We start from the raw sequence: 13,690 nt of genomic DNA on the forward strand, positions 1-13,690 counted from the left end.
ATGCGACGTCAGCTTCTTCGATGAAGCAGATGGCCGCTTGGCGCGCATTGGCCCCGTTCGCGGGAGTGCAATGCGGCGGTAAGCACATCGCATACCGCCGCTGTCCCGACTACAGAATGCGATCGTCCGCTGCGTGCGGATCGACTGGCGCCGGGTCGTACGTGGTGACGATTGGCCCGCGCAACGACTGCTGTGGCATGACGTCGCGTACCGGTTCGCCGCGTGCGGCGCGCAAGGCGTTGGCGTAGCAATGCTGTGCCGACAGCAGGTCGCCGGAGGCGGCAAACCCGTGTCCCAGCTCTTCCCAGGCCTCGCTGCCGGCGCCGCTTGCGATGGCGCGATGCAGGAATTCCTCGGCCTGCGACCACTGCTGTTGATGACGCGCGAGCCGCGCCAGTGTCAGCAACAGCCCTGGGCTGTCGGGATATTGGGTCAGCCAGCGTTGCGCGCTGGCGCGGCGCGAATCGTATTTTTCCAGCGGCAGCACGCCGTACAGGCGTACCAGCGATTCGTCCCATTGCGCGTCCAGCGCCTGCTCCAGGCTGTGCACGGCGGCATCGTCCCAATGCAGCACGGCCGCACGTTGCGCGTAGGCGCCAACCACTGCCGGAGTGGTGCGTAATGTCTTGGGCAATGCTTCCCAGCGCTCGGCCAGTGCATTGGCGTCGCTGGCCTGCAACAGGGTCTGCTCGGCCAGCGTCGCTTCCAGCGTGCTGTAGGCATCGGGCGCCAAGACCGCCTGCTGACGCAGGGCACCGAGCTGGCCATAGGCTTCGTCGGCGCGACCGATCTGCGCCAGGGCGTGGGTGCGCAACAGCAGGCCGCGTGCCGGCAACGGCTGCGCGTTGGCGCTATCCAGTGCATTGATCGCATCGACCGGGCGCTGGCGCGCCAGGTGCCGCTCGCCCTGCAACAGCGCATAGCCTGTCGGGTCGCGCTCGGCCAGTTGCTTTGCCAGTACCGTGGCCGCCGCCTCGTCGCCGCGCGCATCGGCCACGCGCACCGCGCTGGCCAGGGCAATGCCGCTGACCTCATCGTCTTCGCTGGCACTGACCAGCAGCCGCTCGGCGCGCTGCCATTGGCCATGATCGGCAGCGCGCAGGCCTTCGATCAAACGCGCACGGCCCTTGTTGCGGCGGTACTTGCCCCACACGCGGAACGGCAGGCTGATCAACGTCCAGAGCAGCCACAGCACCAGCAATGCGATCAGCAGGATCAGCAGCGCCTGCGGCATCGCGGCGTGATAGTCGTTGCCCCCCACACTGACAACGACGTTGCCCAGGTCGTAACTGTTCTGATGCGACAGCCACTGTGCGCCAAGCACGCCCAGCGCCACGGCAATCAGCAGGATCAAGACGGTACGCAACACTTTCATTGGGTGGATCTCCCTTCACGCATGGCCTGCAGTTGCAGCAGGGTGGTGCCCAGTTCCGGCAGGCGCGGACGCAGTGGCGCTTGTTGCAGGCTGCGCAAGCGTGCACGCAGCTGACGACGTTGCGGCGAATCCGGCCAGAGCCGGGTGGTCCAGGTCTCCACGCGGCGCAGCGATTGCGCAAAACCGGCGGCATCGCCACGTTCCGCGGCGGCGCGGGCCAGGCTGATTTCGATCTGCACTGCATCGCGCGCAGCACGCCGGTCGCCGCCGGTCAGCAAGGCGTCGCCGCGGCTGGGGCGGATGTCCACCAGCGGCGCCAGCGCTTTTTGCCACCACGGTTGCGCCGCGGCGCTGGCCTGTGCGGTCTGTTCCGGCAGGCGCTGCAACTCGGCGGCCAAGGTGTCCAGATTCTTGCCCGCCTCCGCCTGCGGGCCGGCCCCCAGACGCTCCAGCGCATCGCGTTCCTGCACCAATGCCTGACGCAGATTGAGGTAACCGGGGTCGTCGATGCCGTTGAGTGCGCCGTTGGCCAGCGCATAGGCGCGCCGCGCGCCATCGGCATCGCCGGCGATACTCAGGCGCTGCTGGCCAAGCCGCAGCAGCAGCTCCACTTCATCCAGGCGCAGCGCCTGTGCGCCATGACGATTGGGGTCGGCCAGCTTTTGCACGGTGTCTTCGAGCAACGCGCTGCGCTGACTCAAGCCCAGCATCTCGTCGCGCAGGACGCGGTTGGTGGCCGCCGCGTCCTGCAGACGCTCGTTGGCCAGGCGCTGATCGCGGCGCAGCGTCTCCAGCATCTGCTGGGTGCCGTCCCAGCGTTGCTGCTGCGCCTGCGCGGCCTGCAGCTGCGTTGCCTGATAGTTCTGCCACGCGCGCCAGCCCAGGAACAGCGCCACGCCCACGGCCGCCACGGCGACGACAAGCAGCAGCCATGCCAAGGGAAAGCGTCGCGCAGGAGCGGGAATTTCGGTCATTCGGACATCCTCGGGCAGTCACGACCGGCGCAGGCGCCGCAGCCATCGCACACAGCATGGCGTGCAGCGCCGGACGGCGGCAAGCTGTGCTTGAGTTCGCAGTTCAGCAAGGTCGTGGTGGTGTCATGATCGCCGCCGCCGCCGCCGCCGCCGCCGCCGCCGCCTCAGCAGCAGCAGCGGCGAGCTGCTGCGGCAACGGGCCTGCTGCGCGCATGCCATGCACGAAACCGGCTGCATGTGCGGCGTCGAGCATGCGATCGCTGGATGCCACTACCGGACGCTGTTGCCACGCAGCGATCAGTTCGGCAGGCAGCTGTTGCAGAACCAGCGTCAGCGCTTCGGCGCTACTGAGCGCCAGCACGCTGCGCGGCAGTGCAAGCGACAACGCCTGGATGGACAAGGCGCGCAAGCGCAGCGGGACGCGTCGATAGACATCGGCACGCACGATGCGTGCACCGCGCTGCTGCAACGTTGGCGCCAGCATGCCGCGCCCGCCGGGGGCAGTGATCAGCCCGACGGCCTGTAGCGGTGCCTGCAGCAGCGGCAGCGCAAGCAGGCCTTCGCTGTCCATGCGCGCCGGCCGCACCACGCTGTCGATGCCGCAGGCGTGCAATGCGCGCGCAGTGCCTTCGCCCACGCTGACCCAGTGCGCCTGCGCCGGGCGCTGCAGCGGCGCCAGACGATGCGCTGCCTGCACCGCGGCCGGGCTGGTGAAAATCGCAATCGGCGCTGCCAGCGCCTGCCGCAGCGCGTCTCGTGCCTGTGCGGTGTCATGGGTCTGCAGGCGCCATGGCGACAGCGCAAGTACCCGTCCGCCATGCCGCGCAACTGCCCGCCGCAACGGCGCATGTTCACCGCTGGGGCGCAGCGAGATCAGGGTCCAGGCAGCATCGGGATGGGCAAGGCCGGTCATGAGGCGATTATGCGAGAGCGTGGGCCACCTGCGGCCCACTGTCGCCGCATCCGGGGATGCCAGTACGAATCGATGGCGCAATGCCGGCAGCCGGAGCGATGATTCGGCTGCCTGACTGGCGCCCTTCGACTCGATCCGGAACCTATTGCAACCGCCGGGAATCCGGTCACGATCCTGGCCGACAACCGTGCTGGAGCGGCGAAGTGATCAAGTCCTACCTTATCAACATGCAGCGCAGCGGCGACCGGTTGCAGGCCATGTCGGCGCGCTTCGACGCGCTGGGCCTGCCGTTCGAGCGCATTGCTGCCATCGATGGCGCCACGTTGACGGACGAGCAGATCGCCGACTTCGTACGCGAGCGCCCTTTGGAAGGATCGGGCGATGCCTTCAGCACCGGCCCGCGCAAGTGGACGGCGTCCAACATCGGCTGCTTTCTCAGTCACCAGGCAGCGTGGCGCATTGCGGCCGCTTCCGACGACGCCTACACGGCGATTTTCGAAGACGACATGCATCTGTCCGATGCGCTGCCGGCGTTGCTGGGCAGCACCGATTGGCTACCGGGTGGCCGCAGCATCGTGCGGCTGGAGCCGTCCTACAACCGCATCAAACTCGATGCCAAGGTGGCGGATGTCGCCGGGCGCCAACTGCGCCTGGTGCGGCCATCGACGTATCAGCATTGCTGGCCGGTATGCGCCGGCGCGCTGATCATCAGCAGGGATGCGGCGCGATTGCTGCTGGCTGCGAAGGCGCGCTGGCACACCATGGCCGATATCTTTTTGTTCGGCTGGAACGAGTCGCCGGTGGCGCACCAGTTGTCCACCTATCAGCTCTCGCCGGCTGCGTGCATCCAGGACAAATTCTTCCATGCAGCTGCGGAAAACATCGTGTTTACCAGCACGATCGATGCGCCGCTGACGCACGCACAGAGGCAGCGCAGCACGCATTGGAAAGCCAAGGCCACCGCGCTGTTGCGGGTGGCGCAGGGCTATCGCAAGGTGGTCTTTGCACCTTAGCGTGGCAAACAAGCACTCGCGCGCAGGCGTCGGTCGTGCCGGGCGGTTGCGCGGTCGTTGGCGGGCGGTTTGATGCATGGCGCGCTATCTGCAACGCCACCGGCAGGCATCGTGGCGGATACCGCGTGCTGACCGAGCGCATGATCCGGGCTGGGCCAAGGTGTCGAAAAAGTTGTTGCATGCGGCCAGCGCGATGCCGGCCCACACACCGCACGTGGCGATGACTGCATTCACCATGCGGTACCGCATGTCATACAGGTGCACAAGACGCTCGCAGAACATTGCGGCATGATGCCGCCCTTCGCCGTCTTTCAGTCTTTGCCGATGACTCCTTCGTGCACGCTCGCATCCGCCCTGCAGTCGCTGCAGCAGCAGTTCATCGCCATGCCGCCAGTCCTGTCGATGGGCATTGCCGTGGACGGTCTGCACGATGGCGCGTTGCGCCTGCGGGCGCCGCTGCAGGCCAACGTCAACGACAAGGCCAATGCGTTCGGCGGCAGCCTCGCCTCGCTGATGACGCTGGCCAGCTGGGGGTGGCTGACCCTGCAGCTGCAATTGGCCGGGCACCACGCCGATGTCTACGTTGCAGACAGCCAGCTGCGCTATGTCGCGCCGGTGTACGAAGACCTGGTCGCCAATGCCGAGCCGTCCGAGCTGGGGAGCTGGGAGGCCTTTCTGGCGACGTTCCGGCAACGTGGCAAGGCGCGCATCGGCATGCGCGCGCAGATCGCGCTGGGCTCCGGTGCCGCCGCGGCCACGTTGAGCGGGCGCTTCGTGGCGTTTCCAAAACGGTAGGATGCCGGCTGGATCCGGGGGAATACGCATGCGTGCAGTCACTACAACGATCGTGCTGCTTGGGCTGGCACTGCTGAGCGGGGTGGCCAATGCCGGCAGCCGTGCCCAGGCGCGGGCGCTGGAAACCATCCAGGCCGCCTACACGGCCGCCGTGCGCTGGAACGATTTCGATGCCGCGCAGGGCTTCGTCGAGCCGGCCTATGCCCAGGCGCATCCGCTCAGCGACCTGGAACGTTCGCGCTACGAGCAGGTGCAGATTTCCGGCTACCGCGAGGTGCGCGTGGGCCAAGACCCCAATGGCGACCTGCGGCGCGAGGTCGAGTTGCGGGTGATCAACCGCAATACCCAGGCCGAACGGCTGGTGCGCAGCATCGAGATCTGGCGCTGGAATCCCGAGCAGAAGCGCTGGTGGCTGGCCAGCGGCCTGCCCGACCTGTGGAAGGGCCAGTAGCCTGGCCCCTGCGCGCCGGGCGTCGCGTGCGCCAGCTGTGCGACAATTCCCGCCCGCTCGACTGACCCTGACCCCGTGAATTTCGAAGAGCTGCAGGCCTTTGTCGGCCGCAACCCCATGTTGTCGCTGGCCCTGGTGGGCCTGACCATCGCCCTGATCGTCACCGAGGTCGCGCGCCTGTTCCGCGGCTATCGCGCGCTCAAGCCGGCCGAGCTGACCCGTCTGATCAACAGCGAAAATGCGCTGGTGATCGACCTGTCGCCCACTGCCGACTTCGAAAAAGGCCACATCGCCGGCAGCCGGAACGTGGCGCTGGCCAAGTTCGACCCGGCCGGCAAGCTATTGGCCAACGCCAAGGCCTCGCCGGTGGTGGTGGTGTGCCGCAGCGGCACCACCTCCGCCGGTGCAGCCAAGACGCTGAAGAAAGCTGGTTTCGAACAGGTGTACTGGCTCGAAGGCGGCGTCGCCGCCTGGCAGATGGCCGAGATGCCACTGATCAAGGGCCGCTGATCCGCCTTGTGCGGCAACCGGCACGCCCCCATTGCTGGCGTGAGAGACTTGCGCTTTCACGTTTGCATCACTCAACGCTGCATCCACCGAACCGTTTCTGGAGTTAGGAATGTCCGACGAAATCCTCAACGGCGCCGCTGCGCCGGCCGACGCCGCTGCTGGTCCCGCCTTCACCATCGAAAAGATTTACGTCAAGGACGTGTCCTTCGAATCTCCGAACGCACCGGCCGTCTTCAATGACGCCAACCAGCCCGAGCTGCAGCTGAACCTCAACCAGAAGGTGCAGCGCCTCAACGACAACGCCTTCGAAGTGGTGTTGGCCGTGACCCTGACCTGCACCGCCGGTGGCAAGACGGCCTATGTGGCCGAAGTGCAGCAGGCCGGTGTGTTCGGCCTGGTCGGCCTGGACCCGCAGGCGATCGACGTGCTGCTCGGCACCCAGTGCCCGAACATCCTGTTCCCGTACGTGCGCACCCTGGTCAGCGACCTGATCCAGGCCGGCGGCTTCCCGCCGTTCTACCTGCAGCCGATCAATTTCGAAGCCCTGTACGCAGAAACCCTGCGTCAGCGTCAGAACGAAGGCACTTCGCTGGCCGATTCCGAGCCGGCTGGCAACGCCTAAGCGTTGATTGCGCCGATGAGCGATTGGACCCACAAGATCGCCGTTCTCGGCGCCGGTTCCTGGGGCACGGCCCTGGCCGCGCTGCTCGCCAGGCATGGTCATCCGACCGTGCTCTGGGGGCGCGATGCGGCGATGGTGGATACCATCGACCGCACCCACGAGAATGCGCGCTATCTGCCGGGCATTGCGCTGCCCGACAGTCTGCGTGCCACCACCGACCTGCAGGCGGCGGTGGCTGACGCCACCTGGATCCTGGTGGTGGTGCCCTCGCATGCGTTCACCGAGACCATCCGGCTGATCGCACCGCTGCGTCCGGCCGGTGCCGGCGTTGCCTGGGCGACCAAGGGCTTCGAACCCGGTTCCGGGCGGTTCCTGCATGAAGTGGCACGCGACATCCTCGGCCCCAGCGTTCCGCTGGCCGTGGTGACCGGGCCCTCCTTCGCCAAGGAAGTCACGCTCGGCCTGCCGACCGCCATCACCGTGCACGGCGACGATGCGGCGTTCGCACAAGTGGTGGCCGATGCGATGCACGGCCCCACCTTCCGCGCCTACACCGGCGACGACATGGTGGGCGCCGAGCTGGGCGGGGCGATGAAGAACGTGCTGGCGGTGGCCACCGGCGTGGCCGACGGCATGCAGCTTGGTCTCAATGCACGGGCCGGTCTGATCACGCGTGGCTTGAACGAGATGCTGCGTCTGGCGGCGGTGATCGGCGCACGTCCGGAGACCCTGATGGGCCTGGCCGGATTGGGCGATCTGGTGCTTACCTGCACCGGCGATCTGTCGCGCAACCGGCGCCTGGGTCTGGCCCTGGGGCGCGGGCAGAGCTTGGACGATGCGATCCGCGAGATCGGCCAGGTTGTCGAATCGGTGCAGACGGCCGATGAGGTCATGCGTCAGGCCGAACACCACGGCATCGAACTGCCGATCTCCAATGCCGTGCGCGCGGTATTGCACGGTGAAATCACTCCGGAAGCAGGCCTGAAGGAACTGCTGGCACGCGAGCGCAAGCCAGAGTACCCGCAGACCTTGTTTACCTGAGAACAGCCGACAAACCGCTGCGCTTACTGCCAGTCGTGCGTGGGCCGGTGCTTAGAATCCTCGTGCGCCACCCTTGCATGACGGTTCCGCGCGCTGTCCACGCCACCGGATGATTGCTCGCTCCGTCTTGTTCGCCGCGCCAAGACCGGTAGCGCCTCGGCATCCAATGCGAAAATGCACAACACAACGCCCGGCGTACCGGGCGCGTTTGTTTGGCCGCTTGCCGCGCGGCGCAAGCACGGCTTTGGCGGATCGGGCGCCAGGTCGTTGGGGCACCCAACGCGAGCGCGTGGCCCACCCTCGTGACGCAGATGCATCGTTGGCGAGGTTCCCTGTGCGAAGTGACGCGCATCGTGACGTGCATGTCCAAACCGCCAACCGATCGCCCAAAAGAAAGAAGCCCGGTCGGGGGACCGGGCTTCCAGTGCAACGCGGGAGAGAGAGCGCGCTGCAGTCAAACGTGCGGCTTACCAGCTGAAGCGCGGGCCGACCGACCATTCCTTGTTGCCGTCGCCATCCATACGGATGTCGCCGTTGATGCCCCAGTTCTGGTTCAACTTCACCTGGGCGCCAAGGCGGCCGTAGAAGTTGTCGCCGATGTCGATGCCACGCTTCTTGGAGAAGTCTTCGTAGCCAGCCAGGGCATAGACTTCGAAGTGCTCGCCGAAGGCGTTACGCAGACCGGCTTCAACGCTGTAGCCGTCGAAATTGATGTTCGGGGTGTCCAGGTCCAGCTTGCGGTAGGCAACGCGCGCAACGAAGTCGGTGCTCGTGGCGATTTCGTGGTTGAAGCCCACCCCGACGCCCCACTGCTGGAAGTCCGAGTCGGTGTTCTCGAACACGTTGTTGTTGTCGTCAGCATTCTGCTTGCTGTAATCGCCGAACACGTGGAAGTTCGGAGCGATGGCGTAAGAGGCCTTCACGCCCCAGCCGTCCGCATCGCGACCTTCGGTCGGCGTGCGCACGTAGTCGCCTTCGACGAAGTTGTATGAGAGGTTTTCAGCAGCCGAAGCCGCAAACGGCAGAGCTGCGAGAAGGCCGAGGGCCAGCAAAGAAGTCTTCATGATCGGGATACCTGTACTTATTTGATTGGACCGGCGCTGAGGCGGATGCCGTTCGCTGCCGAGATGTAAATTCTCCGTTATTCGATGGAACGCGACATGAATTTTGGACTGACCCGTTGATGAATCATCGCGCCAGATTCAGCTGCGCTTTCTTGTGTCGCGTGCAGATGCGCGTACAGCACGTGCAAAACGTGATGCTCTAGCGCTTACGTGGCGCCGACGTGGGCATGTGTACACAAACACGGCAGATCGCCGGGTTTCCAACGTTTTACGCGCGCTCGCTCCACCAGCACATTGCACTGACACCGCCGCTGGGAGCATTGCACTCCTGTTGAACACACCTGTGGAGCTGCATCGTGGCGAAGAAAAAAACGTTGGCGCGTTTTCTGGCCGAGACGCTGCAGAGCGCCGGGGTCGAGCGGATCTGGGGCGTGACCGGCGACAGCCTCAACGGCTTGACCGATGCCTTGCGCGAGATGCAGACCATCGCGTGGATGCATGTGCGGCACGAAGAAGTGGCCGCGTTCGCCGCAGGTGCCGAGGCGGCGGTGACCGGCCAGCTGGCGGTGTGTGCGGGCAGTTGCGGGCCGGGCAATCTGCACCTGATCAACGGGCTGTTCGATTGCCATCGCAGCCGCCAGCCGGTACTGGCGATTGCCGCGCATATTCCGTCGTCCGAGATCGGGCTGAGCTATTTTCAGGAGACCCACCCGCAGGAGCTGTTTCGCGAGTGCAGTCACTTCGTGGAGTTGGTGACCAACCCGGCGCAATTGCCGGAAGTGCTGCATCGGGCGATGCGCTCGGCCATCCTGCAGCAAGGCGTGGCGGTGGTGGTGATTCCCGGCGATATCGCGTTGCTGGAGGTGGACAAGCATGTCTCCAGTGCGTGGCCGTCGCTGCGTCAGCCGCGGGTGCTGCCTGCCGCCGAGGACGTGCGGCAATTGGCCGAGCTGCTGCAGCAGAGCAAGGCGGTGACGCTGTTGTGCGGCAGTGGCTGTGCCGGCGCGCATGACGCAGTCGTGGCGTTGGCCGACACGTTAGGTGCGCCGGTGGTGCATGCGCTGCGCGGCAAGGAATACGTGGAGTGGGACAACCCGTTCGATGTCGGCATGACCGGCCTGATCGGTTTCAGTTCCGGTTATCACGCCATGCTTAATTGCGACACCTTGCTCATGCTGGGCACGGATTTTCCGTACCGGCAGTTCTACCCGAAGGACGCGACCATCGTGCAGGTGGATCGCGACCCGAGCGCGCTCGGTCGGCGCACGCCGTTGCAGCTGGGCATTGCCGCCGATGTGGGCGAAACCATTGCAGCATTGCTGCCACAGCTGCAGCGCCGCGAAGAACGTGGCTTTCTGGAAAAGTCGCTTGCGTACTACCGCAAGGCGCGCGAAGGGTTGGACGATCTGGCGGTACCGGCAGATCCTGGGCAGCCGCTGCACCCGCAGTTCGTGACCCGGCTGATCAGCCAGATTGCCGATCAGGATGCAGTGTTCACCTGCGATGTCGGCACGCCCACGGTGTGGGCCGCCCGCTACCTGCGCATGAACGGCAAGCGTCGCTTGCTGGGGTCGTTCAATCACGGTTCGATGGCCAACGCAATGCCGCAGGCGCTTGGTGCGCAAGCAGCATTTCCCGGTCGGCAAGTCATTTCGCTATCGGGCGATGGTGGCTTTGCGATGCTGATGGGCGATTTCATCTCGCTGGCGCAATTGAATCTGCCGGTGAAGGTGGTGGTGTTCAACAACGCTTCGCTGGGATTTGTGGCGATGGAGATGAAGGCTGCCGGTTACCTGGATACCGGTACCGAGCTGCGCAATCCGGATTTCGCGGCGATGAGCAACGCGATGGGCATCCTCGGCATCCGTGTGGACGAATCATCGCAACTGGAGCGTGCATTGCGCCAAGCCTTCGCGCATTCGGGTCCGGCGCTGGTGGATGTGCGCATCGCCACGCAGGAGCTGGCGGTGCCGCCGGCGATCAAGCTCGAACAGGCCAAGGGTATGGGCCTGTATCTGCTCAAGGCAGTGATGAGCGGGCGTGGCGATGAGGTCATCGAGTTGGTGAAGACCAACCTGCGTTAATTCAGTTGCACTCACGCACACTGGCTGTCCTCTTCAGGCCGCTTCGTCCATGCCCCGTTCGCTGCTCCGGCAACTGTTGCTGATCTGGATGGTGATCGTGGCCGCCTGTGTGGGCGTGGCCACGATGTTGTACGGCCTGTATCGGCAGACCGAGGGTGTGCGGCTGGAAGAGGCGCGCCAGCAATTGGGGGGGCAATGCGCGCGCATCGTGCAACGCTATGCCGGGGCAAGCGAGGCGGCGCGTCGCGGCGACGATGGCGCAGGCCTGGCAGCGGTGGTGGTGCAGTTGGTGCTGGCCGATGCGCCAGGCGTCGAAGGCGGTGTCTGGGACCTGCACAAGGGCTTTGTTGCCTATGCGTACCCGACCTACGACGGCAGCGATCACAAGACCGATATTCCCGCCGCGGAGTGGGCCAACATCGTCAACACGGCGCAGCAGAGCGTGACGACAAGGCAGGCGGCGCAATACCGTCGCGACGGTCGCCGCGAGGTGCTGCTGATCAGCGCCTGTCCGTTGGCATCCGGCAGCGCGGCATGGACGATGACGCGGGTGCCGGCCAGCAAGGCCGACGCATGGCGGCCGTTGGTCGTTGGCATGCTGCTGATCTTCGCGATGGTGGCGATATCGGCCATTGCGCTGGGCGTGCTGGTGCGGCGCTGGAGCCAGCGCCTGCAGCGGATCCAGCAGGCGCTGGCCGCCGACACCCAGACGCCGCACATTCCGCCGACCGGTGCGCCGGAACTGGACCGCCTGGGCGCGGCAGTCAACGACTATGCGCAGCGCAACGCGCAGGCGCTGGCGCAGACGCGCCGGCTGGCCGACGAGCTGTCGCGGCACGAACGGCTTGCCGCACTGGGGCGCATGACGGCCACGGTGGCGCATGAGATCCGCAACCCGATCGCCACGATGCGGTTGGCGCTGGAAAACGAGATCGCGCGCCGCGATGCGACGCCGGACGATGCGGCGCATGGCGAGTTGATGCTGGGGCAGATTCGTCGCCTGGATGGCGTGGTCGAGAGCCTGCTCGGCATGGTGCAGCCGATTCGTCTGCACCTGGAGACGGTGGTGGTGCAGGACTGGCTGGCGACGCTGCTGGAACACAGCCCGTTACCGCCGGGCACGCCGCCGCCCCGCCTGCTGCTGCCGGCCGCGCCGTTGCGCTGGACCCTGGATCCGCAGCAGCTGGGGCGCGCCGTGCACAACCTGCTGCGCAATGCTGCGCAGCACGCCGATCCAGGCAGCGAGGTCACGCTGCAGGCGGCAGCAGTGGAGGGCATGTTGCAGCTGCAGGTCTGCAACCGTGGCGCGCCGATCGCAGAACCGATCGCTGCGCACCTGTTCGAACCGTTCGTCAGTGGCCGCGCCGACGGCAATGGCCTGGGGCTGGCGCTGGTGCGCGAGATCGCGCGTGCGCATGACGGGCACGCGCGCTACGCACATGCCGACGGGCTGACCCATTTCATCCTGGAGTTGCCATGGCGCGCATCCTGATCATCGACGACGACGCGGCGTTTCGCACCACCTTGCAGGCCACCTTGCGCTCGCTCGGGCATACGGTGGTCGCCGCCGAGAACGGGCCGGACGGGCTGGCGCGGCTGAGCGAAGGCGGCATCGACATGGCGTTCGTGGATTTCCGCATGCCGGGCATGGATGGCATCGCGGTGCTGCGTGCGCGCCTGGACGATGCGCAGGCGCGTCAGGTGCCGCTGGTGATGCTGACCGCCCATGTGTCCAGCGGCAACACGATCGAGGCGATGACGCTGGGCGCCTTCGATCATCTGGTCAAGCCGGTCGGCCGTGCCGATATCGTGGAGGTGGTGGAGCGCGCGCTGCTCAGTCGTGCCGATGCGCAGGCTGCAGCGACAGACAGCTCGCCTGCGCCGGTCGAAGATGAGGATGCACTGGTCGGCCACAGCCCGGCGATGCGCACCGTGCACAAGCGCATCGGGCTGGCAGCGGCGTCCGATCTGCCGGTGCTGATCACCGGGGAAACCGGCACCGGCAAGGAATTGGCCGCACGCGCGCTGCATCGCGCCAGCCCGCGCGCCAATGCACCATTTGTCGCAGTCAACTGCGCGGCCATTCCGCTGGACTTGATGGAGAGCGAGCTGTTCGGCCATCGCAAGGGGGCGTTTTCCGGCGCCAGCAGCGACCGACGCGGGCTGATTCGCGAAGCCGATGGCGGCACGTTGTTTCTGGACGAAATCGGCGACATGCCATTGCCGATGCAGGCCAAGCTGCTGCGTTTCCTGCAGGAAGGCGAGGTGACGCCACTGGGTGGCAGCGGCCCGCAGAAGGTGGATGTGCGGGTGCTGGCCGCCACCCATCGCGACCTGGCGGCCTGCGTGGCCGACGGACGCTTTCGGAGCGACCTGCGTTACCGCCTCAATGTGGTGCCGATCGAACTGCCGCCATTGCGCGAGCGTGGCCAGGACATCCTGCTGCTGGCCCAGCACTTCCTGAGCGCCGATGCAGCGCGTGCGCAGAGCCTGTCGCCGGCCGCGCAGGAGCGCCTGCTCGCGCACCGCTGGCCCGGCAACGTGCGCGAATTGCGCAACGTCATGCAGCGCAGCCAGGTCTTGGTGCGTGGCGCCAGCATCGATGCGGCGGATCTGGATGAAGCGCTGGGCGAGGCGGGCGAAGTGTCGCCGCAGGAGCCATCGGTGGTGACCGGGACCCTGCCCGAGGCCGTGGCGCGGCTGGAAACGCAGATGATCCGGTCGGCGCTGGAACACAGCCGGGGCAATCGCGCCGAGGCCGCGCGCCGGCTGGGGATCCACCGGCAGCTGCTCTATCGCAAGCTGGAGGAATACGGCCTGTGACACTTGTGCGCACATCGATCGCAGG

The 13,690-nt window shown here is 66.2% G+C and carries 13 protein-coding genes and 1 other RNA gene; 10 read left to right on the top strand and 4 right to left on the bottom strand.

Going from position 1 to position 13,690, the window contains the following annotated elements; all coding sequences use genetic code 11:
• Window positions 1-109 precede the first annotated feature (109 nt).
• The 3 genes from AC1POX_RS00965 to AC1POX_RS00975 form a co-directional block, all read right to left on the bottom strand.
• Window positions 110-1,375 carry a heme biosynthesis protein HemY gene (locus AC1POX_RS00965; protein ID WP_372356641.1) on the bottom strand — a complete coding sequence of 422 codons (1,266 nt, stop codon included), beginning with the start codon at window positions 1,373-1,375 and terminating at the stop codon, window positions 110-112.
• Window positions 1,372-2,349: a uroporphyrinogen-III C-methyltransferase gene (locus tag AC1POX_RS00970; protein WP_372356642.1), complete on the bottom strand. Its 978-nt coding sequence runs from the start codon at window positions 2,347-2,349 to the stop codon at window positions 1,372-1,374. Before AC1POX_RS00970 ends, AC1POX_RS00965 begins: the two co-directional genes overlap by 4 nt.
• A gap of 103 nt (window positions 2,350-2,452) precedes the next feature.
• Window positions 2,453-3,262: a uroporphyrinogen-III synthase gene (locus AC1POX_RS00975; RefSeq protein WP_372356643.1), complete on the bottom strand. Its 810-nt coding sequence runs from the start codon at window positions 3,260-3,262 to the stop codon at window positions 2,453-2,455.
• Between the two features lie 203 nt (window positions 3,263-3,465).
• Here AC1POX_RS00975 and AC1POX_RS00980 point away from each other — a divergent pair, with 203 nt between their 5' ends.
• From AC1POX_RS00980 to AC1POX_RS01010, 7 genes are all read left to right on the top strand, one after another.
• On the top strand, window positions 3,466-4,275 hold the full coding sequence (locus AC1POX_RS00980; protein ID WP_372356644.1) for a glycosyltransferase family 25 protein: 810 nt from the start codon (window positions 3,466-3,468) through the stop codon (window positions 4,273-4,275).
• A 324-nt stretch (window positions 4,276-4,599) separates the two neighbouring features.
• Window positions 4,600-5,070: a YiiD C-terminal domain-containing protein gene (locus AC1POX_RS00985; protein WP_017156408.1), complete on the top strand. Its 471-nt coding sequence runs from the start codon at window positions 4,600-4,602 to the stop codon at window positions 5,068-5,070.
• A 28-nt stretch (window positions 5,071-5,098) separates the two neighbouring features.
• Entirely contained in the window at window positions 5,099-5,521 is a 423-nt protein-coding gene (locus AC1POX_RS00990) for a hypothetical protein (RefSeq protein ID WP_071117612.1), read from the top strand.
• Window positions 5,522-5,596: 75 nt separating this feature from the next.
• Complete coding sequence (locus AC1POX_RS00995) at window positions 5,597-6,031, top strand: rhodanese-like domain-containing protein (protein ID WP_372356645.1); 435 nt, start codon at window positions 5,597-5,599, stop codon at window positions 6,029-6,031.
• A 109-nt stretch (window positions 6,032-6,140) separates the two neighbouring features.
• Window positions 6,141-6,653, top strand: a complete 513-nt coding sequence (gene secB / locus AC1POX_RS01000) for a protein-export chaperone SecB (RefSeq protein ID WP_003488515.1) — start codon at window positions 6,141-6,143, stop codon at window positions 6,651-6,653.
• Window positions 6,654-6,668: 15 nt separating this feature from the next.
• Complete coding sequence (locus AC1POX_RS01005) at window positions 6,669-7,694, top strand: NAD(P)H-dependent glycerol-3-phosphate dehydrogenase (RefSeq protein WP_008572015.1); 1,026 nt, start codon at window positions 6,669-6,671, stop codon at window positions 7,692-7,694.
• Between the two features lie 62 nt (window positions 7,695-7,756).
• A non-coding RNA gene (locus AC1POX_RS01010) (sX9 sRNA) lies at window positions 7,757-7,830 on the top strand.
• Between the two features lie 331 nt (window positions 7,831-8,161).
• Here the strand turns inward: AC1POX_RS01010 and AC1POX_RS01015 are convergent.
• The gene (locus AC1POX_RS01015) at window positions 8,162-8,758 is read right to left on the bottom strand and encodes an OmpO family porin (RefSeq protein WP_003488520.1); all 597 of its coding nucleotides are present in this window, start codon (window positions 8,756-8,758) and stop codon (window positions 8,162-8,164) included.
• 374 nt (window positions 8,759-9,132) lie between these two features.
• On the opposite strand from AC1POX_RS01015, the gene poxB reads away from it, so the two are divergent.
• From poxB to AC1POX_RS01030, 3 genes are read left to right on the top strand one after another with little or no spacing between them, the layout of a single operon-like run.
• Complete coding sequence (gene poxB, locus AC1POX_RS01020) at window positions 9,133-10,842, top strand: ubiquinone-dependent pyruvate dehydrogenase (protein ID WP_218558753.1); 1,710 nt, start codon at window positions 9,133-9,135, stop codon at window positions 10,840-10,842.
• A 49-nt stretch (window positions 10,843-10,891) separates the two neighbouring features.
• Window positions 10,892-12,334: a sensor histidine kinase gene (locus AC1POX_RS01025; RefSeq protein WP_372356646.1), complete on the top strand. Its 1,443-nt coding sequence runs from the start codon at window positions 10,892-10,894 to the stop codon at window positions 12,332-12,334.
• Window positions 12,319-13,665, top strand: a complete 1,347-nt coding sequence (locus tag AC1POX_RS01030) for a sigma-54-dependent transcriptional regulator (RefSeq protein ID WP_338334721.1) — start codon at window positions 12,319-12,321, stop codon at window positions 13,663-13,665. Before AC1POX_RS01025 ends, AC1POX_RS01030 begins: the two co-directional genes overlap by 16 nt.
• Window positions 13,666-13,690: the final 25 nt, after the last annotated feature.

The organism is Xanthomonas sp. NCPPB 3442 (genome assembly GCF_056725145.1).

Coding starts and splice junctions, on each gene's coding strand:
- AC1POX_RS00965 (WP_372356641.1), bottom strand. CDS start 1,375: ATGAAAGTGTTGCGTACCGTCTTGATCCTGCTGATTGCCGTGGCGCTG.
- AC1POX_RS00970 (WP_372356642.1), bottom strand. CDS start 2,349: ATGACCGAAATTCCCGCTCCTGCGCGACGCTTTCCCTTGGCATGGCTG.
- AC1POX_RS00975 (WP_372356643.1), bottom strand. CDS start 3,262: ATGACCGGCCTTGCCCATCCCGATGCTGCCTGGACCCTGATCTCGCTG.
- AC1POX_RS00985 (WP_017156408.1), top strand. CDS start 4,600: ATGACTCCTTCGTGCACGCTCGCATCCGCCCTGCAGTCGCTGCAGCAG.
- AC1POX_RS00990 (WP_071117612.1), top strand. CDS start 5,099: ATGCGTGCAGTCACTACAACGATCGTGCTGCTTGGGCTGGCACTGCTG.
- secB (WP_003488515.1), top strand. CDS start 6,141: ATGTCCGACGAAATCCTCAACGGCGCCGCTGCGCCGGCCGACGCCGCT.
- AC1POX_RS01005 (WP_008572015.1), top strand. CDS start 6,669: ATGAGCGATTGGACCCACAAGATCGCCGTTCTCGGCGCCGGTTCCTGG.
- AC1POX_RS01015 (WP_003488520.1), bottom strand. CDS start 8,758: ATGAAGACTTCTTTGCTGGCCCTCGGCCTTCTCGCAGCTCTGCCGTTT.
- AC1POX_RS01025 (WP_372356646.1), top strand. CDS start 10,892: ATGCCCCGTTCGCTGCTCCGGCAACTGTTGCTGATCTGGATGGTGATC.
- AC1POX_RS01030 (WP_338334721.1), top strand. CDS start 12,319: ATGGCGCGCATCCTGATCATCGACGACGACGCGGCGTTTCGCACCACC.